Below are 25,694 nucleotides of genomic sequence, written 5' to 3'. Positions count from 1 at the left end.
TAAGTTCCTGCTCCCTGATTCCCCATCAGTCCCACGTTATGTCAACCTCCGCCCGCACCCGGTTAGAGTCCACGATCGATGCTTTAGGCTCTTTTTTTGTCAGTGATACCTTTGCCTATATTGTTAAGCGATTATTGCAGGGGCTGTTAACCCTGTTTCTCGCCTCAATCCTGTGCTTTGTGATTATTCAACTGGCTCCCGGAGATTACATCGATACCCTGCGGGAGAATCCCAAAATTTCCCCGGAACGGATCGAGCAACTCAAGCAACAATTTGGCTTGGATTGTACCTGGGCAGAGCAAGGAGTACAGAAGTGGCGCTTACCGGGAGCGCTAACCACCCCAGTTTGTTGGAGTGGGCAATATAGTCGCTGGCTCGGACAAATTCTCCAGGGTAACTTTGGTACGAGTTTTGTCTATAACCGATCGGTGGCTTCTCTCCTATGGGAACGGGTGCCAGCGACGTTGTTACTGGCATTCTCCTCGCTCATCGTCACCTGGGCGATCGCCCTGCCGTTGGGCATTATTGGCGCGGTGAATCAGAATAAACTCAGCGATCGCATCCTGCGGGTGATCAGTTACATCGGTCAAGGCTTTCCCAGCTTTATCGCGGCATTGGTGTTGCTGATTGTGGCGCAAAATACGACACCGCTATTTCCCGTCGGAGATATGACCAGTATCAATCATGAGGATCTGACCCCGATCGGAAAAGTCGTCGATATTGTTTGGCACATGATTTTGCCCACCCTGGCTCTTAGCATTACTGGCTTTGCTGGACTACAACGGATTACTCGGGGGCAACTACTCGATGTCTTGCGGCAAGATTACATTCAAACGGCACGAGCTAAGGGATTACCAGAAAATAAGGTCATCTATGTCCATGCCCTCCGGAATGCCGTCAATCCCTTAATCACTCTGTTGGGGTTTGAGTTTGCCAGCCTCTTAAGTGGAGCTTTTATCACCGAGTATTTCTTTAACTGGCCTGGGCTGGGACGCTTAATTTTGCAAGCGATGCAGGCACAGGATTTATACCTGGTGATGGCTAGCCTGATGATTGGAGCCACGATGTTAATCATTGGCAATCTCCTGGCAGACCTATTGCTGAAAGCGGTTGATCCACGCATTAAGCTAGGGGATGCGTAATGTATTCGCAAGTCTATTATTTAGTGCGTTCCCGAGCCGATGGCAGTTATTTAGCGGCTCGACTGGGCGATCGCGAGGCGGCATCGGAAGGCGATCGTCAACCACCCAAACAAGGCTACTTGTTACTTTTTCAAGAACACTTTGATGCCTTGAGTTATTTGAATACGCATGGGGGCGGAACCACCGATCGCTTTGCGGTGGAATCGATTCCCATGAGCCAACTCGAAAGCTTACTCAAACGCTGGGACTTTAGCGGCATCGGCATTGTCCAAGATCCCTTAATTCCCAAAGTCGAATTTTTAGCCCGCCGCTAAGCGATCGCACCATAAGCTACTAAATCCTCAATAAAGTGAGTTCTCACGGCGATCAACTAGAGGCAATATTTTGCCACAATTCTGCTGCTATAAATTTGGACAAGTGACCCACATTTGTTGTTGCAATAACAACCGTTGGAATGGCTAGAGTCATAGCTTGAGCCACCAGAATCATATCACCATCAATTGTTTTGTCACCTGCTGTTGGCTGTCCTTGCTGGCGAGCTTGTGCCCAAAGTTGTGCGGCTTGACGCATTGAGTTCGTTGTAATCAGTAAATATTCAAGCAGCTTAGATAGTTCATCTAAACGAGCCAGCCCTTTGACCTTATTTGCCCGTAGGAGTTCGCGTCGAACCTCATAGTCGGCGATCTCTGGAATCATTACACGGTTACTTGAGCTAACGTGAGCTTGGAGCCATTGGGCACAAGCCAGACTCTCGGCAGACAACTTTGGATTAGTCACTAGACCAAGCGGTCCTGTATCCAATAGGATGACGCGGCTCACCAAGAGATACCTTTCAGTTCAGCAGGAAATAGCTTGCGATCAGATAAGCGATCGTCATCTAAAGCCTGAATTAAATACTGACCTGTTTCCTGCTGTTCCCCTTCACCCTCATCATCAATCCAAGACTGAAGTAAGTTGACCGCTTCAGTTTGCTTTTGCTTCAACAAGATAGAATTTGTCAAAAGTTGTAATGCCAACGCCTCTACAGAAAGCCCATTCTGGCTAGCTTCCTGCAAAAGATACTGCTCTAACTCTGGTGATAGGTTAAGGGTTAGTGTCATAAGCTGTTATTGTAAGGCTTCGTAAAGAGCTGCACTTATTAACGTCCCCGCAGCAGCAAGTGGAACAGCACCAACGCTGTATGTGCCACCAGGCAATACTCCTACCTTACCAATAGAAGCACCTGTAACTGCTCCTCCAGCCACTAGAGCAGTTCCTTCATTCAGGTAATTCGCCTGACAATCACCTGGCTTGGAGTTCAACCCAGCTCGAACCACGCGGCTAACACGATCGAATAACTGCCCCATAGCGCTCCACTCCTAAAGTTGTTCTGCTGGCAACACCCAATGTTCCAAGCTTAAGCGCAATTAACTTGAATGGTTAGCCAAAATCCATAAATTTCTCTAGTCTTTAAAAAATTCTTACCAAGCTAAAGCAATACACCATGTCCCCACGATCGCGCTTCAGAAGTTTGCCATTGTGAGGGAAATCGGATTTCTGGCTCGCAGCGGTATTATCTATCAGCCTGCAACACTTGGGCAGCGGTTAGCTTCAAATCAGGAAAGGTTGGAGAAACAATTGTTTGATTGCCCCGAAATTGCTGAATGTCATACTCCCCATCCACTAACGTACAAATAGAGAGGGTGGGTTGTTTGGGCTTGCCAATGTGTCGAGTCCCCCCTAATCCGGCATAGTCGGCAATCCAATATTCGGGAATGCCCAAAATGGCATAGTCTTCGACCTTACGGGCATAATCATTTTGCCAGTTGTTACTCACTACTTCTGCGACAAGTTTAATTGAGCTACCTAGCGTTAAGATGGATTGCTCAGACCACAGGGATTCTTTGATAAGTTCATTGCGATCGACAACGGCAACGTCAGGTCGGAAGGCTGTGATCCCAATGTTAATAGGGCGTAGGAGTCCTCGCTGAAGCACAAACCAAGGTAAGCCTATGGCATCGATCTGAACACAGAGCTTTGTGGTAATGAAGGCGGCAACTTCTTCATGGGCACCTGTTGGTTCCAAATCGAACACCTCGCCATCAATCAGTTCGTAGCGGTTACCGCCACCATAACGAGCCAGGAACTCGTCAAAGCTAAGTGGTGTCTGTTGAATTGATCGATCGATGGCAATACTCATAAGTCAACCTAGCCCAATTGATGCCCCAAGTCTATCAAATCAAGTATGGGATATGTCTACCGAGTCCCAACACAATGGTTATGCCGCAGTTGCCACTTATTCAAACGCCTGTCGTAATGCCTCTCGCTCCTCTCGTATCTAATCATGCAGCAACCAAGACTCATGCTTGGAATAACTAATCATCATAAAAGTCACTTTGAGCGCCAAGGTCTAACAAATGCAATCGCCCTGATTTCACCAATGCCAAAGATGACTAACTTAAACCAATTGCCTGTAGAAAAGACTGATGACTGAAAATGGTCGTGGGATGGTCTTCCATCACAACTTGCCCCTGGTGCATAACAACAACCCAATCTGCCCAGTCATGAACAAATTGGAGATCGTGGGTCGCAATGACAAGGGTAGTTCCGGTGGCTTGGATCGTGGCAAGCATCTGCCGCAGGTTGCGAACTTGTCCAGGATCGAGATACGCCGTGGGTTCGTCAAGCAGTAGTAAGCGGGGGCGAAGGATCATAATGTCAGCGATCGCCAAGCGCTTTTTTTGCCCCAAACTCAGGTAATTGACTGGAAAATCTGCTAAATCCGTCAGTCTAAATGCCTCCAGAGCCTCCTGGACACGCTGAGCAATGTCCGCATCGGGCAGTCCCAAATTGCACAGACCGTAGGATAGATCCTCTTCTACCGTAGCGGCGACCAGTTGTTCCTCGGGATTTTGGAAGACCAGACCTACCTGTTGGCGAAGCTGGTAGAGAAAGGAGCGATCGTAGCGCAACGGTTGGTTGTCCCAACACACATGCCCTACCGAGGGACGATACAGCCCATTGGCAAGGCGAAACAGCGTGGTTTTGCCACAACCATTTTGCCCAATCACCGCATAGCGCCGCCCTGCCTGGATCCTAAGGGAAAGCTCACGTAGCGTGGGTTTGGGGTTGCAGGGATAGGTGTAGCTTACCTGCTCGAACGTCATCAGCATAGGATGGTGTGATAGTGGAAGCCGGTCAGGGTGAGCAACAATAGATAACCGCCGATCGCTTCGGAAGTGTAGCGGCGATTGGCTTGATAACGGCGGCGATGCCAAACCCGCAATTCCCCGGTGTAGCCGCGAGCGGTCAGCCCCAGCGTAAGCTGCCGATAGTTGTGCAACGTGCGATGCAGCAGTTGTCCCACTAACACACTCAGACTGCGCATTCCAATCCGCCAGGTGCCGTAACCCATGCGCGATTGTTGGGCAGTGAGCAATTCCCCCACCGTGTCGGTCAGGATGAAGATAAACCGATACATCAGCCCCATCAATTCAGTCACCAGGACAGGACATCCTAACCGATTTAAGACACGAATGATCTCGAACATGGGAACCGTTAGCAGGATGAAATAGAGGCAAGAGGTCAGGGCGATCGCCCGAACAAAGACAGCCCTGGCTTGTTCAATCCCCTGCTGGCTCAGATAGAGATAGATGGAACCGATGGGCATGCCCCAAACTACATCGGGTGCAAAAGCTGTCAGGTGATCCACCGTCCCCATGCCAATCAGCAACGCAGGCAGGCTTAATAGGAGAAAACTAATGGGCAGAGATAGAAGTTTGAGATAAATCTGGGCAGGAATTCGAGCATATTTGACCACCCAAAGAAATAGCCAGAGTACCATCAACCCTTGCACATGGGCAGGCGCTAGATAGCCTAATAGAAACAGGGCGATCGCAAATCCAAGTTTGTGTTCTGGAGGAAGCGATCGCAATTGGTTAGTATGGGCTAGCGTATCAATTTGATGGTGCATTCAACCGAATCAACTCAAAGGTTCATTGGGACTCAGAGCCTTATTTTTTGACAGAATTGCGCCCCTTGTATAGCCCAATCACATAACCGATGATCCCAGCACCTATAGCCGCCTGAGAGACAAATAAAAGGCTTTCAATTTCCCCACTGGGCGGTTGAAACACCCCCCCAAACCAGGGTTGATAATCCGGTTGAAGTTCGGCGATCGCGGCTTCAGCCTCCCCATCTGCGCCGCCGTATTCTCCCCGCACGAATATGAGAGGCAACACAGCCAATGCGATCACGGTCAGCACAATTAACCAGGTCCCTTGATGGGTTGACGTTGAGGCCGTAGATGGCGTGTTTTTTGAGGGTTCGTTCATAGCAAAACTCTGGGAATAAATAGATCACAAACAGTGAATTAACCGATCATGCTTGGGGGCGCAAAAGTTTCAGGGTGCGTAACTCATCGGTGGCGTAGGACTGGAGCCAATTCCACACCAACACCGTAAGCAACCCTTCGCTGATCGCCAGGGGAATCTGGGTCAACGCAAAGATTCCAGCAAATTTAGCCAGCGCCGCCAGAAAACCACCATTGGCAGCAGGGAAGGCAAGGGCTAACTGAATCGACGTAACCACATAAGTCACCAGATCACCCAGGGCAGCGGCAAGGAAAACACCAAGTTTTTGCTTACCGCTATTGGCAAAGAGCCGATAAACAGCATAGGCAACCCAAGGTCCGACGATCGCCATCGAAAACACATTGGCTCCCAGTGTGGTCAAGCCCCCATGCGCCAGCAGCACCGCCTGGAACACCAGCACCAGACTCCCCAACACCGTCATCACCGACGGCCCAAACAACACGGCTCCCAATCCCGTACCCGTGGGGTGAGAACAGCTACCCGTCACCGAGGGAATTTTGAGCGCCGAGAGGACAAAGCTAAAGGCTCCAGCCAGGGCAAGGAGCAGCTTGAGTTCGGGATTCTCGCGAGTGATTTTAGTCAGCGATCGCACTCCCCAGATAAAGCAGGGCAACGCCACAACCCACCAAAACACCGCCCAACTAACGGGTAAAAAGCCTTCCATGATGTGCATCGCCTGGGCAGGCTGGGCAGATCCGATCACAAGATAGGCGCTCAAACCTACCATTGCAGCTAATTGCCGCGTTCGATGCAAGTGTTTCATACAAATCTCCTAGAAGAATCAGTTTAAAGCAAAGGTCTTAATTTTTTTGGGTCATTATGGCACTGAGCGATCGCACAATCGGCAGTCCTCCCCACAGTCCTGAAGCAGCAACGGCAGGGTGTTGAGAGTTTAGACAGATGCGACTCAGGAATTACTTAGACCGGTGCTAAACGAAACACAGCACATTGTCGCCAAAGCAGTATCCCAGAGCAGCGCGATATATCTCCCAACTGCTCAATGGGTCAGATGCTGATAGAAAGGTATCGGCAGCAGCATGAATGGAGAATATAGACTGTGCAGCACTAGGGCAGCAGTTAATAAAATACTGGATTGTCACCCGTACCTCGCAGATGTGATGGAGCTTGAATTATTCATCGGCGGGCATTCTGACTGAGAGGTGTTATTCCTCGCTTCACAGCTGCGGGACAGTGCCGGATTTCCACCGGACTTTCCCCGTTACCTCTAGCGGCTGCTCCCCACTAGAACCGATGGCTGAAAGTATATCACTATTAAATGTGTTCCAGTTCAGCCTGACTGTTGGGATGAAATACTCTACTATCGACTAACTTCACTAAGCGTCGAAATCGATCGTTGAGCCACTCAATGCACATGCACTATGTATAGATTTGCTGCCGCTATGGAGAATGAATCGATCGTGTTTGGCGCGGCTCGTCCCGGATATCGTCATGAGCGAGTGACTGAGTGGATTGCATTTATGCAGAATCGGGACATCAAGCGGGTTTGCTGTTTGCTGTTTGCTGCCTGCATCGCAACTGACTCGCTATACCAATTTACTTGATGTCTACCAACAGACCTTTGGACGCGATCGCGTCTGTTGGATCCCGATCGAGGATTTTCACCTTGCCACCCCCGACATTCTCATCCACCAAATTTTGCCGTTCTTAGCCACTGCGGATCAAACTAATCAAAAGGTGGTGGTTCACTGCTCGGGCGGAATTGGGCGCACAGGGCATGTTTTAGCCGCTTGGCTGGTGGCTGGACGCGGACTTGCTCCCAAAGCCGCGATCGCGGCGGTGAAACAAACGGGGAGAAATCCCTACGAAGCTGTAGTTGCAGCACCATTTAAAGGGCGCAATCCGTGGCAAGTGGCGGCAGAACTTAACCGGCTATTAGATGAATGCGATCGATGGAGAAGCCAGCTTTCTTAATGGTGATGAGGAGTATAACCTAGAAGTTGGTGATTTTCAGGTCAATGAACCTATATTGATCTAAAGCCTCTATATTTTTTCACATGATTAATTAGCTCTTTCACAGCCGACATGGAAATTGTTACGATCGCCAACTGATAAATCCCAACCAAAATCAGGTTTCATAGCCATAATTAGGTGCGATCGAAAAACCTACCTCACCATTTTGACCCACATCAACAGATTCTTCAAAGTTGGAGATACTTAAGCTCAACCCAAGCAAAAGCTTACGTGAGCCTAATGATTCTAACTCCCAACCAAGCAGCTTTCAGATGTATTCTCATGAAATTTAGGAGGAGTAACATCGAAGTTGTGCGGCGGCAGATAACACCGAACACCCACCGATAACCTTTGACCTTTGTACCGTCTGCACCAACGCAATATTGGGCTGTAGCTGTTGGAATATTCTACAAACCTAGCCATCCTCGCAAGGATTGCTCAAGTTGGTCGGCATCGTCCTTAGCCAACTGACCAATCACTTTGATTACCAAACTTTCATGCACTGTGTACACGCCTCTTTTGACTGCGGTTTCTACGTTCAATCCTGCTGCTGCCCACTCAGACAACACAAACTCTCCTGCCAGTAATGAGCTTGTTTTGCTTGTCAGAGGAGTAATGAGAATGTCTTGAGATGGATGCGCTGTACTTACAACAACAGCAGGTCTTACCTTTGAACTCGACAAATCTGAGAAGGGATAGCGCACTAGAATCACGTCATGCTTGGAGTAGCTGGGCATACACATCGTCCTCAGCATTGTCCCAGACGGCATCAAGGGATGTTTGGCTTGCCTGTAGCCAAAATTCAGCCTCATCGTCAGGTAAAACTGTTACCAGCACTCTTACCCCTTCTGGGAGTTCTGCTGATTCCAGCAGCTCAATTTTCCCTTGCCGAACCGTAGCCCAAAGCGTTTTTAGCATATCTGTTGAATGAGACCATGCCCTGATTTTATGCCGTAATCCCTATTTGTGCGTTCGGCTTTGCCGTCTCGGAGAGAATCGCCTCGCCAACCCCCTTAAAGCAATGCCGCACAGATAACCTCAAAGTAGATTAACCTTTGATACTTACAGATAACACTGCTGTACCATCCCCACCAGAATATGAAGCAGTCCAACGGTTCGGGTCAGCGGTTGCTAGCACCTTTGCATCCAACCCAAGCGGCTTCAGTCAATCCGCTGCACCCGAATTGTTAGGCTTCAATTTGGTTGGATTGTATAAATTCAAGAAATTCTGGTGACTCCACTAGGGTTTTCAAACTACTACCCATTGCCTTTATCATCCATCCCAGTTCTTCGAGATGAGCCAGTAGTCGAGGATTCTGTTCATCTAAAAGACCAATGAGTTTACGGTAGTCTTCTATGCAAGTGGTATCAAGAAGTGCCAAGTCTTGATGAATCAATTTGTTGCGCTCAACTACTATCTTTGAAAGAGCACGTTTCTGAGATTTCTGGAAGTCTGGATCACTATAAGTAACAAGGAAGGAAACAGAGAATTCGGAATTAGAAGGAGGCACTGTGGCTTCGACGTGGCTACCATCTACTAAAACATTCTTATGAAATTCTTGAACTAGCTTGCCTAAAGTTTCTTTACGATTTTTAACATGATCTCTATAAAACTGTTCTGAAGTTGTACCCCTCGTTCCTTTAAATTGACTAACCGCGAGTAAGTATTTTAGGACTGCTTCAATTTTTGAAAAGTTGACTATATTTCTCCCAAGCTTTCTAAGTGCTTCAGCTCTGACAGTCTCAATATCAATATCTACTGGTTCATTCATAGAAAGTCTTATTGAAGCAAAGTATAAGTTGACTCCCACAGCAGAGGAATGACCACTGGACAAGCACAACCTGTAAAAGAGTGAAGCCTAACAATGAATAGACGGAATTTTTCTGCCTAAGATCCCATTTTGGGTAGATAGGCAGAACGATTCGGCATAACACTCCAAATTTAGTGTTTAGCTAGATTATTTCTGCATAATACGCCACTCAAGCTGCATCGAGAGAATCTTTCTACCTAATTTCAGATCCTTCGGGAAATACAAGACAACCTGAGCTTGGATATCAGATGAGTAACTTTACATCTGCCTTCACGATCGCGCCTCGGATATTTGTCGTTGTTGAGAAAAGATGGGCGATCGTGGAAAATCTGTGTAAGCAATTCACAAAAGTAATCCGCTGATACCAGAGTGTAAGAAAAACAAACCAAAAATAAGCGAAACAACAATGGTGATTGGACGGCTATTATTAGTCAACCAGGCTGAAAGTTGAGTCAGTAGAAACTTCGAGCGTTTGGGGATGAGGATACGGGTCAAAATCGGGAGCAACAGCAACGATTCAGCTAACAAAATGAAGAGTAAGTATACGATCGCGCTCGATTGCTGATTCAATTGCGCTGCTGCGATAGTAGCTAGTGCACTAAGGGTAAAAACCCATAACTTTGCTGCAATCAACGGTAGTCCGAGTCCAATTCCAAACGCTTTGAGCGGAGTTAAACTATCAATTATGGTTAACCCTTTGGGAGCGGGATCGTCTGGATCGTTCTCTCCACACCATTTTTTATAAGCGGTGATTAGTAAGAGAATGCCAAGCACTAGGAGCAATGTTGAAATTATTGGATTTTTACCGTTACTTCCCTCACCGAATGCCGAAGATTCGGACAAAACCCAACCAAAAATCAGACCTTGGAACAGACGTGTAATCGTCATTCCAATGACATAAGCTATAGCCTTCAATAGTCCCTGATTGGGGCTTTTGAGTAGTAACAAACCGATGATGATTTGCACAGGCACAACAGCACTGCCGATGATATAGGGTAGGAGCGAGACAAACAGGGTTTCCATAGAATACTCTTACCTAGTGATAGAACCTACAAGTCTCCAACCCTTAGCAGTCCCACCATCACGACAGGTTATGTATGAGTGCAAGGATTATGCTGATGGTCGCGCTCATGCATAATATTCTGATTGTAAAATAATTTGACTTCTGCTTAGCTTAATTGACTGCTTTCACAAGGATTAAGGCATGCAACGGTTTCCTTAAGCAGCAGCGAGCAATACAACAAATTGCAATTGCGTGACAATTTCTAACAACAACTGAAGAATTGTAAGCCAGGGCAGACTAGGGGTGCTTAAGGTTTTTATACTAAAGCCAATTCCTGTCGTTTGTAAGTTGAACGAGGAGACCCCTACAATGGTTCACACATACGAAGTGCTGGTAGACATCCGGGAATACTTCGATGCCAGCGCCTCTCATAACGAAACTACCCGGTACGAGATTGATGCCGAGTCTAGAGCCAGAGTTGATGGCATGGCCCGCGCCAAAGCGAGAGCCGAACACCCGAAAGGCACAGAATATGACGTTAGAGTCACCAGGCTACTGCGATAAGCCTTAAACCGTGACCCCTTCCAAGTCTTCATCCGTTAAATCATATAGTTCACGAAGCTGGCTCAACGTATCCTGATCTGGGTTCCAAAAGCCACGACCATGCGCCTCTAGCATTCTGCCAATGATATTGCGAAACGCTTCTGGGTTCGATTGACGAAGTTTTTCTGCCATCTCTGCGTCGAGGGCATAAGTGCTAGCCGCTTGGTCATACACCCAGGCATCTTGGAAGTCTGCCGTGCCACCCCAACCAAGGAGCGCTGTCATGCGTTGGGAGATTTCATAGGCACCGCCAGATCCCTGCTCTGCCATCGCTTCCGCCCATTTAGGGTTGAGCAGCTTCGTGCGATATTCCATCCGCAACAGGTCTTCCAGTTTGCGGGGAGTGGTGTCCTGCGAAAAGCTTTCGACAAAGTTAGCCGTCACTTTGCGACCGCGTTGCTGTTCTGCGGCTTTCTTTAAGCCCCCTGTATTCGCATAGTATTCCTGGATGTCGGTCAAGCCATATTCGATCGAATCGATTTCCTGCACAATGCGATCGCAGCTATTCAGCAGCGTGTTCAGCACTTCCGGGCGGGCTTGTCCTTTGTCCTGCCGACCATAACTGAAGGCATTGCGGCTTTGCCAGGTTTGCCCCAATTCGTTACCCGATTCCCAATTAGAGGCAACGACTTGATCGTTGACCAACGAGCCGAAATCACCCGCCGGATTGGAGAATAGTCGGGCTGACGTGTTATCAATGCCTTGGGATTTTAAGCTCAGGGCGTGTTTGCGAATGAAGTTGGCTGACTCTGGTTCGTCGGCTTCAGCGGCACGCCGGAATAAATCATCGAGCAATTCAATAATGTTGACGAAACTATCGCGGAAGATACCGGATAGATTTGCCAACACATCAATCCGGGGATGTCCCACTGCCGCTAAGGGTTTCAATTCATAGCGGACAATGCGCCCTGTGCCTTCTTTGACGGGTTCCGCCCCGACTAATTCCAGCAGAATTCCTAACGATTCCCCTTTTGTTTTGATGGCATCTAACCCCCACAACATCACGGCGATCGTTTCGGGGTAACTCTGGTGTTCCTGCAAATGTTGCTCAATCAGCTTGCGGGCAATCTCGCGACCGCGTTCGTATGCGGCGGGAGAAGGCATCCGATAGGGATCGAGGGCATGAATGTTGCGTCCGGTCGGCAGTACACCCATGCCATCCCGTAACAAGTCGCCACCGGGAGCGGGCGGAATATATTCGCCATTCAATCCCCGCAATAAGTTGGTTAACTCATCCGTAGTTTGAGTCAATAATGACCGAATGGCGATCGCTTCCTCGATCGTCGGCTGCATCGATTCAAGGTCAATCGATTTCCCGGTTTCCCGTTTGTAGTAGGTGGTTGCCACTGCGATCGCCGCAGGTAAATCTGCTCCATTGGCGATCGGGTCAATTACGGCTAAGGGTAAGCGATCGCCAAAATAAGCCTCTAAATATTGCGTCAGTTGTTCCGGTGACGGCACAGCCCCCAACACATGCAACCCTGATGAGAACAGGCGATTCTCTAGCACTTGCAAATAGTCGTAGAGCTTGACCAGATAGCGATCGAACACATCCTGACTAAACAAGCGAGCATTCTCTGGCGTAAATTCAATCCCTAAATGGCGGGCCTCCTCAAACGGACAATCGGCATTAATTCCGGCATCGACAATCTTTTTGCAAATCGCATCCTTCAGTACGGCATTCTTCTGCGGGTCTTCGCGATACTCGGCAATCAAATCTCGCAACGCTACCAATTCCTTATACAATCCGGCTCGACCATAGGGCGGCACATTGTGGGAAATCAACACGCCATAGCCGCGCCGCTTTGCCAGAATCGACTCCGAGGGATTATTGGCGGCATAGACATAGAGATTCGGCAGATTACCCAACAAAATATCTGACCAGGAATAGCCGGTATTGCCCAAGGGTGAACCTGGTAACCATTCCACGGTGCCATGCATACCAAAGTGGACGATCGCCTGGGCCCGAAACTCCTCCTGTAACCATTTGTAGAAGGCGGCGTATTGAGGATGGGGGGTTAAATCTCGCTCAAACATCAATCGCATCGGATCACCGGCTACCCCCAAAGGCGGCTGCACCCCAATCCAGACGTTGCCTAGTTGCACTCCGCCTAACAAAAACTGATCGTCCAGGGTTTTAATCCCCGTTTCGGTGAGAGACTTCCAACATTTTTCAATTCGGGAGGTTTGCAAATAGCCCAGCCAACGTTCTAGCTGACGCACGTTCACCGTTGTCCCCGCCACAAAACTGGGAGTTGCCACATGGGTCGTTCCCACCACTTGCAAACTACTAATTTCATCCGCCGCTTTTACCCGATCGAGCAACTCTTCACCCTCCTCCGGCAAGTCGGCGATCGTGTAGCCCTGCTCTTTCAGAGCTTGCAGCAATTTCAAGAGAGACTGCGGCACATTCAACAATGCGGCTGTTCCTACCGCTCCATATCCCGGTGGAAACCCATACAGAATAATGGCAATCCGGCGATCGGTGGCGGGAGTTCGGCGTAAGGCAATCCAGTGTTTCAGGCGATCGGTCAGGCGTTTGACGCGATCGGGAACTAGATAAATGTCTTCGCCCACCAAGCCACCCAACGGAATTGTATCGATCGCCCCATCCAACTCCGGCAAGGCATACAACACCACACTCTGCAAACCGCCCACCCCCTGCCGTGTCCAGGAATGAATATCTTGAATCAACAACGGGGCTGCCACGATGTAGGGAATATTCTTCGCCGTCAGAATCCGTTTCGCCACCTCCACTTGCCGCCCCGCTTCCATCGAACCCGCCGGACCACCGACCAACGGAAACCCGATCGTCGAAACGATCGCATCGACAATGACCGCTTGCTCAGACAACGATGGTGTTTCCTTAATCCCCCGCAGCCGTTGAGTTTGCTCATACTCCGTCGTCAGCAAATCTCGTACCGCCACATGCCCCTCTACCCCATTGATAAAGATCGGCACCGGCACAATTCCCGCCTGCTCAAACGATCGAATCAACTGCGGAATATAGGGCTGCTTCGTAATCACATGCTTGCGATACAACAGAATCCCCACCCTCGGCAGTTGTTCTCCCCCATCTCCCCCATCCCCCTTATCTCCCTTATCTCCCTTATCTCCCTTATCTCCCGCACCCCCAACCTTCCGTCCCAAATACCACCTCAAATACTCCCGTGGCGACTCAAAGTAACCCACATAATCCGGGTGCAACAAGCCAATATTCGGCGTTTCTAGCGGAGGCGGAATTTCTCCTACCGTCAAATTCAAATACTTTTCTGCCAGCGTCCAGAACAGCGCCGCCACATTTTCTGTTCCCCCCGCATTCCAATAGCCGTAGATAATCAGCCAGTTGCGGAGATCTTGAACTTTGCCGATCGGAATAAATTTCAGTAACTTCGGGCCCGTTTTCAGGAAGCTGATATACCCCGCTAACTTATCTTCTTCCCGCCCATTACTAAACTTGCTGAGAATAAACTGTACGGGTTTCGGCATCCCCTTCGGCTTATCCCCGATCGCGAATTTACCCAACTGCGTCAAACTCATTAATTCCAACGCCGACTCAAACACTAAGCGAATCGGAATCTGCTGCACCCGTTCCCGCAGCCATAGCACCTGATCATAGTCAAACAACAGACTGGCAAAAAATACCTGTGCCCCTTGCAGTGCCGCCTCCACTTGATCCGGTTTTGCAGCTAAATCCCGATCGCTAAAGATCTGGATATCGAGCGCCGGACAACGAGATTGTGCCAATGTTGCCGCTTGTCGATACAGATCGGCATTAAACGATTCAAATCCAGCAATTAGGACAATTCGCGGCATAGGAAAACGCTCAACCCGAAACAGTTATTCACACTTCCGATTCTAAAGGAGTTGTCAGGTTAGAACTGGGAATAATAAATCAACCGAAGTAAATCGATCTTCTTGCTCACCTGCCCCATTTTCTTCATCCTATGCCCTGGCTAACTTTGCACCGACGGACTACTGCGATCGCTCTCCTGACGCTGCTAACTGGATGCTCTATTCAGATCGCCAGCCCACCACCGACCCCATCCCCTAGCACCTCGCCGGTAGCCAGTAGTCAACCTACACCTCAACCTATTCAGACAACATCACAACCGACTAAAGCTCAAAATTCTCAAGCCGTTGCCTTCAACAATCAAGGAGTGCAGCAGTTAAGTAGTGGGAATTATCAAGCAGCATTGAAGCAGTTTAACCAAGCGATTCAAAACGATGCCAAGATGCCAGAAGCCTACTTAGGCAGGGGGTTGACCTACGCCAGTTTGGGGAATCGCCGAGCAGCAATTAAAGACTACGATCGAGCCATTCTGCTCAATCCTAAATTTGCCGCCGCGTATCAAAATCGCGCCGATGAATATGTGGCGTTAGGCAATAAGAAAAATGCGATCGCTGATTTGACCACTGCGAATCAACTGTTTAAACAGCAGGGTAATCAAGCCCAGGCGGCGGTTGTGCAGGAACAATTAAACACTTTAAATCCACCTAAACCCACTGTTGCAATAGCAGCTACACCAACAGTGACGGCTGAAATGGCATTGGCAATGCACCTACGCAAAGTGGGCGCAAAGATATATGGCACCTATTGGTGTTCCAGTTGCAATCATCAGAAGGACAAATTCGGTCAGGCAGCCCAATACATTACTTATATTGAATGTGACCCTCGGGGCACCAATGCCCGCCCCGATCTCTGTAATCGAGCCAACATTTCAGCTTATCCGACCTGGGAAATTAATGGGCAATATTATGTCGGCAGCTATCCGTTAACCGCTTTAGCCGATCTATCAGGGTATCGAGGCTCTCGCGATTTTGGTGGATAGGGATCGATCGGCTTCTAACTCAGCAATCACCTTTGCCAATACCGACTGTCTGGATGCCTCCAGATGAGCCAACTGATTGCACTTAACTGAAACTGAGATAACCGATTCCCCCACTCTGTCTCACAAATCTTATATGTCACACGAGCCAAGACCGATCGCCATTCATGCCACTACCGCCCCAGCCCGAATTAAGCCTTCTAACTACCCTGAACCCTTCGCCACTCGGATGGTCGGTAGAGAAAAGCGTCCGCTCGGTGATTTATTTGGTCTGACCAACTTCGGGGTGAATTTGACCCGCTTGTCCCCTAATGCCGTTTCCGCCCTCCGCCATGCTCATACCAAACAAGATGAGTTTATTTACATCTTGCAAGGACATCCCACGCTATGCACTGATGCTGGGGAAACACTACTTGCTCCTGGTATGTGTGCAGGCTTCCCAGCAGGTACGGGCAATGCTCATCATCTGATCAACAAAACAACTGAGGATGTCGTGTATCTAGAAGTGGGCGATCGCACACCAGGCGATGCCGGACACTACCCTGATGACGATCTCCAAGCTCTATTGGTGGAGGGCAAGTGGCAATTTGTTCACAAAGATGGCACCCCCTATTAAAGCCAACCCACAGATCAGGGCATGACCTCTGCCAGCCAGCAAAATTCCACCACCCCATCTCTCTCCCCTGCCTCATCTCCCTCACTTCCCCTATCTTCCCCCTCCCCTCTCTATCCCCAGCCTCTACCCGTTGTTGCCGTTACCCTGTACCCTAGAACCTGTAGGCGTTGACAGAAACAGCGAATGGCTCTGGAATATCCTGACGATTTGAAATATTTGGACTCCCATGAGTACGCTCGGCTGGAGGGAGACATTGCCACGATCGGCATCTCAGCCTTTGCCGTCGATCAGTTGGGAGACATTGTGTTCCTGGAATTACCGGACGTGGGGGATGCCGTCGAAAAGGGGGAGAAGTTTGGCACAGTGGAATCGGTGAAAGCCGTGGAAGATTTGAACTCTCCCGTGTCTGGCACAGTGATTGAAAGTAATGCACCGCTCCTTGATGCACCCGAACAACTAGCCGATGATCCCTATGGGGCAGCCTGGTTAATTAAAGTCCGAGTAAATGATCTGGATGACCTGGATGATGCTTTATCGGCAAATGAATATCGATCGCAGGTCGAAGGCGAATAAGCATTATTTGAATCGCTCATCTCACTGCAATCGCTTAACTCAATCACCTTAAATACACCACCAGTCGAGGTTTGGCAGTAAGGATAGCCTACTCGATCGGTGGTTATTTGTTAGAGCTGATCAGTAAAGTCGGATGCTTCGGGTGGATTTGTTGCAAAATATAAAGAGCGTCGTCTGCGGCGGCACCAAAGCACCTAATCCCTTGAGTCTTCTATGCTAGAGCGTTCCATGGAACAGTCCGATATCACTGCTAATGCTGACCATCCAACCGTTACAAGTTATTCTGCTGCTCCAATTAAACGTGGAACGCCAATGAATTCTACTGCTGCCGCGATCGCGGCATCGCCTCTAGCCTATACCGACTGCTTTACCGATCGACATATTGGTCCGAATGATGCCGATATTGCCGAAATGTTAAAGGTAGTGGGGTTCGACAGCTTGGAGGCATTAATTGATGCCACGATTCCGGCAGCGATTCGGCTACAACGACCGCTGCACTTAAATCCTGCCAAGAGCGAGTATGAACTATTGCAGGAACTCAAAGAGATTGCTGCCGAAAATCAGGTTTTTCGTTCCTTTATTGGCATGGGATATGCCAACTGCATTACCCCGCCGGTGATTCAGCGCAACATTTTGGAGAATCCCGGCTGGTACACGCAATACACGCCCTATCAACCGGAAATCTCCCAAGGTCGGTTGGAAGCGCTACTGAACTTCCAGACCATGATCACCGATTTGACGGGACTGGAGATCGCCAATGCGTCCCTATTAGATGAAGCGACGGCGGCGGCTGAAGCCATGTTTATGAGCTATGGGCTGCATAAGGCGGGAGCCAAAGCCTTTTGGGTGTCGGACGCGTGCCATCCCCAGACGATCGCGGTGGTGCAGACCCGCGCTAAAGCGTTAGGCATTGAGGTGATCATCGGCGATCATCGTCAGTGCCAATTTGATCAAGCGGTGTTCGGCGTATTACTGCAATATCCGGCAACCGATGGCGCGATTTACGACTATCGAGAGTTCTGCGATCGCGCTCATGCGGCGGGAGCATTAGTCACGGTTGCGGCGGATCTCTTGAGTCTGACCAAATTAAAGCCACCGGGAGAATTCGGCGCAGATATTGCGATCGGCAATACCCAACGGTTTGGTGTGCCTCTGGGGTATGGTGGCCCTCATGCCGCATACTTTGCCACTAAAGAAACGTTTAAGCGACAACTGCCAGGTCGGCTCGTTGGAGTCTCCAAGGATGCCGAAGGTCGTCCGGCGTTACGGTTGGCATTGCAAACGCGGGAACAACATATTCGCCGAGATAAAGCCACCAGCAATATTTGTACGGCGCAGGTGTTATTAGCCATTATTGCCAGTATGTATGCCGTCTACCACGGGGCACAGGGACTTCGGCAAATCGCCGATCGCGTCCACTGTTTGACCGGAATTCTGGCGGCGGGTTTGCAACGGTTAGGCTACACCCTGGGCACAGAACCTTACTTTGATACATTGCGGGTAGAAGTCCCTGAGGGGCAAGTCGATCAGATTCTTGCCCGCGCCCATTCCCATCAGATCAATTTGCGGCGAATTAGCGATCGCGCGATCGGGGTATCGCTGGATGAAACGGTGTGTTCCGATGATTTGATTGCCTTATTCCAAATCTTCGCCGGAGAACAGGGAGCGCACTTCACGCCCGAGGATTTGCTGCATTGCCCCGTATCGTCCCTACCCTCGGAGTTGGTGCGGACTTCTTCCTATCTCACCCATCCCGTTTTTAATACGCATCACTCGGAAACCGAATTGTTGCGTTACATCTATCAATTGCAGGCGAAGGATCTATCGCTGACCACAGCCATGATTCCGTTGGGTTCCTGCACCATGAAGCTGAATGCCACAACCGAAATGTTGCCTGTTACCTGGGCAGAATTTGGGCAAATTCATCCCTTTGTGCCGCTAGAACAAACTCGCGGCTATCAAACTCTGTTTGAACAGTTAGAACAATGGTTAGCGGAGATCACCGGATTCGCTGGCATTTCCCTCCAACCGAATGCGGGTTCCCAGGGCGAATATGCTGGACTGTTGGTGATCCGGCAGTATCACGAATCTCGCGGGGATACGCATCGGCAGGTTTGTTTAATTCCTCAATCTGCTCATGGCACGAATCCGGCAAGTGCAGTGATGGCTGGAATGCAAGTCGTGGCGGTGGCCTGTGATAAAGACGGCAACATTGATATCGCTGACCTGCGAGCTAAAGCCGAACACCATCGCGATCGCCTGTCGGCCTTGATGGTCACCTACCCTTCCACGCATGGCGTGTTTGAAGAAGGCATGATCGAAATCTGCGAAATTATCCATGCCAACGGCGGACAGGTTTACATGGATGGTGCCAACATGAATGCCCAGGTGGGCTTGTGTCGTCCAGCAGACTTTGGGGCGGATGTCTGTCACTTAAATCTGCACAAAACTTTCTGTATTCCCCACGGTGGTGGTGGCCCTGGCATGGGACCGATCGGAGTAGCCAAGCATCTCGTGCCTTTTCTCCCCCAACATCCCGTGATTGCCGTGGGCGGAGAACAAGGAATCGGAGCGGTATCCGCTGCACCCTGGGGTAGTCCGAGTATTCTGCCGATCTCTTGGGTTTACATCGCGCTAATGGGAGCCGAGGGCTTAACGAAAGCGACTCAGGTCGCCATCCTCAACGCGAATTACATCGCCAAACGCCTGGAAGGTCATTATCCTGTCCTCTACAAAGGTCAACAGGGGTTAGTAGCGCACGAATGTATTATCGATCTGCGGCAATTTAAGAAAACCGCCGAAATTGAAGTCGATGATATAGCGAAACGGTTGATTGATTACGGTTTCCATCCGCCTACCGTGTCCTGGCCGGTTGCGGGAACGATCATGGTAGAACCAACGGAAAGCGAATCGCCAGCCGAACTCGATCGCTTCTGTGATGCGCTCATCGCCATTCGGGAAGAGATTCGAGAAATTGAAGTGGGCAAGGTCGATCGCCAGAATAACCTGCTGAAAAATGCCCCTCACACGGCCAGCGCTTTAATGGCAGACGAGTGGAATCGTCCCTATTCCCGGCAACGTGCGGCTTACCCGACCACCTGGACACGGGACAATAAATTCTGGGCATCTGTCAGTCGGATTGATCAAGCCTACGGCGATCGTAATCTTGTTTGTACCTGCCTACCCATGGAAGCGTACCAATAATCACGCCTGCCAGGGATTCACGATGTTTACTCCGGTCTCTCGAAAATCATTCGTATTCCGAGTTGCTAAGTGAAAATCTCCCCGCAGCGCAATCGCGGCAATCAGCGAATCAATGGCAGGCATCGGATGACCATTTCGTTCTAGCCTGCCTGCCAGTTCTCCCCAAATCAGCATTGTTTCCAGATCAATTTCAGCAATTCGATCGGCAAAGCGAACCAGTAATTCCTGATGCAGCCATTCATCCAATTGCCTTTTGCGGCGAGAATCTGGAAGTCTTGTAATTCCTTTGCTGATTTCGCCGATTGTAATCACGCTCAAGTAAACATTAGGAGGAGGTAATGCATCTAACCAAGCAATAACCTGCTGATTGGGCTGTTTGGTAATCAATTCCGAGATGACACACGTATCGAGCAAGAATCTCATAGAGCGAGATCAGGTCGGGCTGGACTGGGATCACGGTTTAAGTCTAGTTCTTCGCTAACTTCAGCTAACGGTGAGGTGTGAAAAAACTCGGATAGCTTTTGTTGGGAACGCATCATTTGGTGATATTCAGCAGAAGACAGGATGATCGCGACTTCTACCCCATGCTGAGTGATCACTTGCGGTCCATGATGAATTGCTTCATCCACAACTTCGCTAAACTGATCCTTTGCTTCCTGAAGTTGCCAAATTCGAGCCATAGAGGTTTTCTAGCTAGACTGTCTAATTTCATTGGTTTTAGTCTAGCAACTTGTCTAGCTTAGGAACGTTACACTGGAAGGGAGAGCGGGGAATGGAGCATGGTACAAACGATTCAAGCCAGCGAATTATCGCTTCATGAGGTTGAGGCTAGATTTGGGTTACAAGAGGCGAATGAGCCGTCATTCTTTCCAGAGTTTTGGCAAAACTTACCTGAACTAACCGAACCAGAACAGCGATCGCTGGATGAAATCAAAGCGAACTTTCTGTATTTGAAGAAATATCCCATGAGTGAAGAGGCAGTCAAATTAGTGATTGTCTCACCTCTGTTAGCCATGTCAGGGTTTTATCGCCCCCCCTTTCATCTGAGAACTGAAGCACCGATTCAAATTGCACTTGAAGCTGACGATGCCATTGTGCGAGGACGGATTGATGTCCTGGTGTTGCAGGATCAATTCTGGGTAATGGTGGTGGAATCAAAAGAAGCTGGCTTTTCAGTCAATGCAGGCATAGCACAGACGATCGCTTACCTGGCGGCAACCCCCCATCCCGATCGTCCTGCTTTTGGACTGATCACGAATGGAACAGAATTTTTATTTGCCAAGCTCGTTAAATCGACGAATCAATATGGGTTTGCAGACCTGTTTACCTTGCAGCGACGACATAACGATCTATACAACGTTGCCAGTATTTTGCAGCAGTTACGCCAAACGATCGCTCGTTAAGACGATTCGATTTGACGATTATTCCTAACAATTCCAGTTCATTATTCCCACAACGCTTCAATGCCAGAGTCTCCGTTTGCGGCAGAACGCTTATTATTCACGCCGACCACTCCCGAATCAGATGCCATCCCGGTCATCTTTGCCTTCCCAAATGAATATAGTGTGGGGATTACCAGCCTGGGGTATCAAGTGGTTTGGGCAACCTTAGCCACGCGATCGGATGTGCAAGTCAGCCGCTTATTTACTGATGTGCAGGAATCATTACCCGCGAATCCAGAATTGCTGGGGTTTTCCCTCTCCTGGGAACTAGATTACGTCAATATTCTGAACATGCTGGAGGCGTTAGCGATTCCGATCGAAACCCGCGATCGCATCTCTGAACATCCCTTAGTGTTTGGTGGTGGGCCTGTATTGACGGCAAATCCCGAACCCTTTGCTGACTTTTTTGATGTGATTTTGTTAGGGGATGGCGAAATTTTATTAGCGGCATTGATTGAGGGTTACAAAGCCATTCGTCATGCCGATCGCGCTACTCAACTGCGACATTTAGCCAAAATTCCGGGGATTTATGTTCCCAGTTTGTACGAAGTCACTTATCACAGTGCGGAGGCTGGAGTAGCGGATATACAACCGATCGATGCAGATATTCCGGCTCAAATTGATAAGCAAACTTACCGGGGGAATGTGCTATCTGCCTCAACGGTGGTCACCGAAAAAGCCGCCTGGGAAAATATTTATATGGTCGAGGTAGTCCGCAGTTGCCCAGAAATGTGTCGCTTTTGCCTCGCTAGTTATTTAACCCTGCCGTTTCGGACAGCCAGTATCGAAGAATCTTTGATCCCCGCGATCGCTCGGGGTTTACAAGTCACCGATCGCCTGGGATTACTGGGTGCATCAGTCACCCAACATCCTGAATTTGAAAGCTTACTGGATTATTTAAATCGTCCCGAATATGACCACGTTCGAGTCAGTATTGCCTCCGTTCGGACTAATACTGTTACTCCCAAACTGGCAGAAACCCTGGTGAAACATGACACCAAATCCGTCACGATCGCCGTCGAAACGGGTAGCGATCGCTTACGACAAATCATTAACAAAAAACTGTTGAATCAGGAGATTGTTCAAGCGGCGATAAATGCCAAAGCAGGTGGTTTAAGTAGTTTGAAATTGTACGGTATGGTGGGTCTGCCCGATGAACAGACGGAGGATTTAGAACAGACCGTTGCCATGATGCGGCAGCTTAAAAAAGCGGCTCCTGGTCTACGGTTAACTTTGGGATGTAGCACCTTTGTGCCAAAAGCCCATACCCCGTTTCAATGGTTTGGCGTGAATCGACAAGCGGAAAAACGCTTGCAATTCCTGCAAAAACACCTACGTCCCCACGGCATAGATTTTCGACCTGAAAGCTACAACTGGTCAGTGATTCAGGCGTTATTGTCACGGGGCGATCGCCGCCTATCTCAACTCCTCAAACTAACACGACATTATGGCGATTCCCTGGGTAGCTATCGACGGGCATTTAAAGAGCTACGTGGTCAGTTACCCGATTTGGACTTTTACGTGCATCGTGACTGGCAACCGGGTCAACTGCTGCCCTGGAGCCATTTACAGGCGGCTCTACCACCAGCTACTTTGCTCAAACATCTGACCTCGGCAACCGAGCAATTTACTCCAGCTACCACGATTATTCGTACTTCCTCATGAAAACAGACTAAATATCACAATCCGCCATGATTTTTTAAATCAGTAGATTCTGTCACGTCCGAATCCCCAAACCCTTACGCCTATCCTCCATTCAGGTGCTTAAAGTACGGCAACTCGAATCCGAGAGTGTTACTGTAGACACACTCCAATCAGAGGGGTACGTTATCCTGAGAAAGGAAGCAATCGACGTTCACTTTGCAAATTCCTCCTCACCCTAATTCCCTATGACTAGTTCTAACCCTTCATTCGGAGATACTTTTTCCATGAGAAACCTCCCTCAGGAAACGCTGGATCGATTGCCGGAAGATTCCCAGATTTGGCACAACCTGAAGCAAGCAATCGCCGCCAGTTCTGGCTTCCGTCGTTGGCAATTGGAACATAGTGTAGACGATCGCTTACCTAACCAAGAGTTAGACACGTTGGTGCATCGCTATTTGCGCGAAACACTAGAAACCCTGGCTTACTAACTGAGTCGGCGATCTAGATTAATATTTCTCCTGTAGAGGCAGACATTGCTAATGTAGCCAGAACCCACTGGCTAGCTCAGATCTTTAGCACTATCTGCCCCTATATTTTTTATGTAATTCCAAATTTTTTAGCCTTATCCCATTTAGAGCGATCGCGGATATGTTGCTCCAGTTGCTAGAAGTGTGGTCAGTCAACCCCATTCTGCGCTTTTGATCCTCGACGAGCGCTCTGCGATAGAGGTTGACAGCAGCCCTGGTTATCCCTGAAGCCCGAATGTCCAGACTCCCGCTACACGAATCTCCATCGCCAGTTTGATGGATCGAGAAACTTTTTTTGTTAAGACACGTCATGGAAGCCTTCGTCGATCGGGAATGATGATGAATTAAGCTGCCTGAAATAAAATATTTGCTGACGATCGCTAGCGGCTAAATCAAGTTTTGCAACGAGTCGGATCAGCTTGAATAGTTTTCACTATCCTGCATAAAGTTTGTCAGGGATCGCGTCATCGCCAAACTGGGAGTTTCAAACCTATGAACCAACTTCTCCTCCACTTCGCTACCCCAATTCGAGTTGGCTTCGTCACCCTTTTGCTCGGCGCTAATAGCCTGGGTCTGTTGGCGACTCAACCGCTCGCATTCGCCCAAACTATTCAGCCATCCATATCAGTTGCCCAAGCACCAGCGGGGATGACGGTACTTTACGTGAATCCCATGGCTAACAATAGTCAGGATGCTCCGGGAGCCGGAACCAGTGAAGCCCCCTATCGCACTATTGCTTACGCGCTTAAACAAGCCACTCCGGGAACGATCGTGCAGGTGGCTCCGGGTACCTATTCCCAGGAATCGGGGGAAGTTTTTCCATTAATGCTCCCTACGGGTGTCGTGCTGTTGGGCAGTGAAGCCGATCGGGGTCAAAGTGTGGTGATTACCGGGGGTGGACAAAATGTTAGCCCTAGCTTTGCCCGCCAAAATATGACCATCTGGCTCGATCGAGATGCGGAGATTCGCGGCATTACGGTTAGCAATCCCAACGTTCGCGGCACCGGGATTTGGATTGAAGCCGGAAGCCCTTTAATTCAGAATTCCACCTTCACCAGCAACCACCGGGAAGGGATTTTTGTCACTGGCACAGGCAATCCCAAGATTACGAGTAATGTGTTTTTTAAGAACGGTGGCAATGGCATTTCACTCGCCTCTAAAGCCAGAGGTGAAATTCGGAATAATTTGTTTCAAGATACGGGATTTGGTTTAGCGATCGGTGGATCATCAGCGCCAATTGTTGATAGTAATCAGATTGTGCAAAATGTGGACGGCATTTATATTAATGACTCCGCCAAACCCATTCTGCGCAACAATTTAATTGAAAATAACAACCGGGACGGCATTATTGTTACCATCAAAGCAAAACCGAATTTAGGGTCAGATGCCGATTCAGGTAACAATGTCATTCGCAACAACAAACAGCACGATTTAAATAATTCCACCAAGGAAGCAATTTACTCGATCGGCAATAGTTTGGATGCCAAAAAAGTGGCTGGGCAAGTGGAATTTACCTTCCTGGCAGGCGAACCGGGACAACCAGGTAGTGCAGCCCCCCAACAACCAACGAATTCCCCAGCGACACCCACTACCGGACAGCCACCGCGAACTCCTGCCGCCCCAACGGGTCAAACGGCTCCAGATCCAGGCGCAACCACTGGACAACCGAGTATGCTGAACCAACCTCCCACGGGGCAATCCGCACCAACCTCCCCCACGACAACCGGACAACCCGCGATCGCCCCTGCATCTACCGGATCGCCCGTAGCCCCGACTCCTCCTGCTCCCCTTAGCCAGCCCCTCCCCTCCTCTCCCGCAACCAGTGGACAGCCAGAAACCTCACCACCTGTCACAGGTCAACCGGCTACTCAACCAGCCACTGGCACAACCCGACAACCTGGTGATGTGGTGATCCCAGATAGCTAAACAACAGGATTTGACGCAGGTAGGGGTAGCCTGGTTCTAGAAACTATTGCC

General features: G+C 49.4%; 28 protein-coding genes and 1 riboswitch. Of the genes, 13 read left to right on the top strand and 15 right to left on the bottom strand.

The genetic code is table 11. The features are described from left to right. The first annotated feature begins 38 nt into the window (after positions 1-38). Positions 39-1,142, top strand: coding sequence for an ABC transporter permease (locus ACN4EK_RS20885; protein ID WP_431660130.1), 1,104 nt, complete (start codon positions 39-41; stop codon positions 1,140-1,142). Continuing rightward, a complete protein-coding gene (locus ACN4EK_RS20880; protein WP_431660129.1) occupies positions 1,142-1,456 on the top strand; it encodes a hypothetical protein in 315 nt (104 codons plus the stop codon). Before ACN4EK_RS20885 ends, ACN4EK_RS20880 begins: the two co-directional genes overlap by 1 nt. 52 nt (positions 1,457-1,508) lie before the next feature. On the opposite strand, the gene ACN4EK_RS20875 is transcribed toward ACN4EK_RS20880, so the two are convergent. From ACN4EK_RS20875 to ACN4EK_RS20840, 8 genes are all read right to left on the bottom strand, one after another. Further along, a complete protein-coding gene (locus ACN4EK_RS20875; RefSeq protein ID WP_431660128.1) occupies positions 1,509-1,838 on the bottom strand; it encodes a PIN domain-containing protein in 330 nt (109 codons plus the stop codon). A 119-nt stretch (positions 1,839-1,957) separates the two neighbouring features. Then, positions 1,958-2,242: a hypothetical protein gene (locus tag ACN4EK_RS20870; RefSeq protein ID WP_431660127.1), complete on the bottom strand. Its 285-nt coding sequence runs from the start codon at positions 2,240-2,242 to the stop codon at positions 1,958-1,960. A gap of 6 nt (positions 2,243-2,248) precedes the next feature. Beyond that, positions 2,249-2,488, bottom strand: coding sequence for a hypothetical protein (locus ACN4EK_RS20865; RefSeq protein ID WP_431660126.1), 240 nt, complete (start codon positions 2,486-2,488; stop codon positions 2,249-2,251). Positions 2,489-2,694: 206 nt separating this feature from the next. Then, positions 2,695-3,321 (bottom strand): Uma2 family endonuclease, encoded by a 627-nt coding sequence (locus tag ACN4EK_RS20860; RefSeq protein WP_431660125.1) that lies wholly within the window; start codon positions 3,319-3,321, stop codon positions 2,695-2,697. 253 nt (positions 3,322-3,574) lie between these two features. Beyond that, positions 3,575-4,294: an energy-coupling factor ABC transporter ATP-binding protein gene (locus ACN4EK_RS20855; protein ID WP_431660124.1), complete on the bottom strand. Its 720-nt coding sequence runs from the start codon at positions 4,292-4,294 to the stop codon at positions 3,575-3,577. Next, positions 4,288-5,094: a cobalt ECF transporter T component CbiQ gene (gene cbiQ, locus ACN4EK_RS20850; protein ID WP_431660123.1), complete on the bottom strand. Its 807-nt coding sequence runs from the start codon at positions 5,092-5,094 to the stop codon at positions 4,288-4,290. Before cbiQ ends, ACN4EK_RS20855 begins: the two co-directional genes overlap by 7 nt. Positions 5,095-5,134: 40 nt before the next feature. Continuing rightward, positions 5,135-5,455 carry an energy-coupling factor ABC transporter substrate-binding protein gene (locus ACN4EK_RS20845; RefSeq protein WP_431660122.1) on the bottom strand — a complete coding sequence of 107 codons (321 nt, stop codon included), beginning with the start codon at positions 5,453-5,455 and terminating at the stop codon, positions 5,135-5,137. Positions 5,456-5,501: 46 nt separating this feature from the next. Further along, positions 5,502-6,257 (bottom strand): energy-coupling factor ABC transporter permease, encoded by a 756-nt coding sequence (locus ACN4EK_RS20840; RefSeq protein WP_431660121.1) that lies wholly within the window; start codon positions 6,255-6,257, stop codon positions 5,502-5,504. A 359-nt stretch (positions 6,258-6,616) separates the two neighbouring features. Beyond that, a riboswitch (cobalamin riboswitch) is annotated at positions 6,617-6,762 on the bottom strand. A 111-nt stretch (positions 6,763-6,873) separates the two neighbouring features. Between ACN4EK_RS20840 and ACN4EK_RS20835 the strand changes: the two genes are divergently transcribed. Continuing rightward, a complete protein-coding gene (locus tag ACN4EK_RS20835; RefSeq protein WP_431660120.1) occupies positions 6,874-7,056 on the top strand; it encodes a hypothetical protein in 183 nt (60 codons plus the stop codon). After that, entirely contained in the window at positions 7,013-7,426 is a 414-nt protein-coding gene (locus ACN4EK_RS20830) for a protein-tyrosine phosphatase family protein (RefSeq protein ID WP_431660119.1), read from the top strand. The genes ACN4EK_RS20835 and ACN4EK_RS20830 overlap by 44 nt, the downstream gene beginning before the upstream one ends. Before the next feature lie 446 nt (positions 7,427-7,872). Here the strand turns inward: ACN4EK_RS20830 and ACN4EK_RS20825 are convergent, their stop codons facing one another. The 4 genes from ACN4EK_RS20825 to ACN4EK_RS20810 all read right to left on the bottom strand — a co-directional run bounded on the left by ACN4EK_RS20825 (position 7,873) and on the right by ACN4EK_RS20810 (position 10,299). Then, on the bottom strand, positions 7,873-8,202 hold the full coding sequence (locus ACN4EK_RS20825) for a type II toxin-antitoxin system PemK/MazF family toxin (RefSeq protein WP_431660118.1): 330 nt from the start codon (positions 8,200-8,202) through the stop codon (positions 7,873-7,875). Beyond that, a complete protein-coding gene (locus tag ACN4EK_RS20820; RefSeq protein ID WP_106174877.1) occupies positions 8,180-8,383 on the bottom strand; it encodes a hypothetical protein in 204 nt (67 codons plus the stop codon). The genes ACN4EK_RS20825 and ACN4EK_RS20820 overlap by 23 nt, the downstream gene beginning before the upstream one ends. A gap of 269 nt (positions 8,384-8,652) precedes the next feature. Next, positions 8,653-9,237 carry a hypothetical protein gene (locus tag ACN4EK_RS20815; protein ID WP_431660117.1) on the bottom strand — a complete coding sequence of 195 codons (585 nt, stop codon included), beginning with the start codon at positions 9,235-9,237 and terminating at the stop codon, positions 8,653-8,655. A 381-nt stretch (positions 9,238-9,618) separates the two neighbouring features. Beyond that, positions 9,619-10,299, bottom strand: coding sequence for a GAP family protein (locus ACN4EK_RS20810; protein ID WP_431660116.1), 681 nt, complete (start codon positions 10,297-10,299; stop codon positions 9,619-9,621). A gap of 349 nt (positions 10,300-10,648) precedes the next feature. Between ACN4EK_RS20810 and ACN4EK_RS20805 the strand changes: the two genes are divergently transcribed. Then, on the top strand, positions 10,649-10,843 hold the full coding sequence (locus ACN4EK_RS20805) for a hypothetical protein (protein WP_431660115.1): 195 nt from the start codon (positions 10,649-10,651) through the stop codon (positions 10,841-10,843). Between the two features lie 3 nt (positions 10,844-10,846). Here the strand turns inward: ACN4EK_RS20805 and bchH are convergent, their stop codons facing one another. Further along, positions 10,847-14,698, bottom strand: coding sequence for a magnesium chelatase subunit H (gene bchH, locus ACN4EK_RS20800; RefSeq protein WP_431660114.1), 3,852 nt, complete (start codon positions 14,696-14,698; stop codon positions 10,847-10,849). Positions 14,699-14,829: 131 nt separating this feature from the next. Between bchH and ACN4EK_RS20795 the strand changes: the two genes are divergently transcribed. The 4 genes from ACN4EK_RS20795 (at position 14,830) to gcvP (ending at position 20,104) form a co-directional block, all read left to right on the top strand. Further along, positions 14,830-15,714, top strand: a complete 885-nt coding sequence (locus ACN4EK_RS20795; protein ID WP_431660113.1) for a tetratricopeptide repeat protein — start codon at positions 14,830-14,832, stop codon at positions 15,712-15,714. A 133-nt stretch (positions 15,715-15,847) separates the two neighbouring features. After that, positions 15,848-16,327, top strand: coding sequence for a cupin domain-containing protein (locus ACN4EK_RS20790; RefSeq protein ID WP_431660112.1), 480 nt, complete (start codon positions 15,848-15,850; stop codon positions 16,325-16,327). 183 nt (positions 16,328-16,510) lie between these two features. Then, positions 16,511-16,900 (top strand): glycine cleavage system protein GcvH, encoded by a 390-nt coding sequence (gene gcvH / locus ACN4EK_RS20785; protein ID WP_431660111.1) that lies wholly within the window; start codon positions 16,511-16,513, stop codon positions 16,898-16,900. Between the two features lie 312 nt (positions 16,901-17,212). Further along, positions 17,213-20,104 (top strand): aminomethyl-transferring glycine dehydrogenase, encoded by a 2,892-nt coding sequence (gcvP, locus tag ACN4EK_RS20780; protein ID WP_431660110.1) that lies wholly within the window; start codon positions 17,213-17,215, stop codon positions 20,102-20,104. Here the strand turns inward: gcvP and ACN4EK_RS20775 are convergent, their stop codons facing one another. Together ACN4EK_RS20775 and ACN4EK_RS20770 are read right to left on the bottom strand one after the other, a co-directional pair. Beyond that, positions 20,105-20,518 (bottom strand): type II toxin-antitoxin system VapC family toxin, encoded by a 414-nt coding sequence (locus ACN4EK_RS20775; protein WP_431660109.1) that lies wholly within the window; start codon positions 20,516-20,518, stop codon positions 20,105-20,107. Positions 20,519-20,523: 5 nt separating this feature from the next. Beyond that, positions 20,524-20,784 carry a type II toxin-antitoxin system Phd/YefM family antitoxin gene (locus ACN4EK_RS20770; protein WP_431660107.1) on the bottom strand — a complete coding sequence of 87 codons (261 nt, stop codon included), beginning with the start codon at positions 20,782-20,784 and terminating at the stop codon, positions 20,524-20,526. A gap of 99 nt (positions 20,785-20,883) precedes the next feature. Between ACN4EK_RS20770 and ACN4EK_RS20765 the strand changes: the two genes are divergently transcribed. The 4 genes from ACN4EK_RS20765 to ACN4EK_RS20750 all read left to right on the top strand — a co-directional run bounded on the left by ACN4EK_RS20765 (position 20,884) and on the right by ACN4EK_RS20750 (position 25,643). Further along, positions 20,884-21,507, top strand: a complete 624-nt coding sequence (locus ACN4EK_RS20765) for a restriction endonuclease subunit R (protein WP_431660106.1) — start codon at positions 20,884-20,886, stop codon at positions 21,505-21,507. A 60-nt stretch (positions 21,508-21,567) separates the two neighbouring features. Then, entirely contained in the window at positions 21,568-23,211 is a 1,644-nt protein-coding gene (locus ACN4EK_RS20760) for a B12-binding domain-containing radical SAM protein (RefSeq protein ID WP_431660105.1), read from the top strand. Positions 23,212-23,474: 263 nt separating this feature from the next. Then, on the top strand, positions 23,475-23,678 hold the full coding sequence (locus tag ACN4EK_RS20755; protein WP_431660104.1) for a hypothetical protein: 204 nt from the start codon (positions 23,475-23,477) through the stop codon (positions 23,676-23,678). Between the two features lie 531 nt (positions 23,679-24,209). Further along, entirely contained in the window at positions 24,210-25,643 is a 1,434-nt protein-coding gene (locus ACN4EK_RS20750) for a DUF1565 domain-containing protein (protein WP_431660103.1), read from the top strand. Positions 25,644-25,694: the final 51 nt, after the last annotated feature.

The sequence above is a fragment of the Pantanalinema rosaneae CENA516 genome (genome assembly GCF_050753385.1).
Classification (GTDB): domain Bacteria; phylum Cyanobacteriota; class Cyanobacteriia; order Leptolyngbyales; family Leptolyngbyaceae; genus Pantanalinema; species Pantanalinema rosaneae.
Note: the sequence above shows the minus strand (reverse complement) of the source record. Positions and strands in the feature narration are given on the sequence as shown.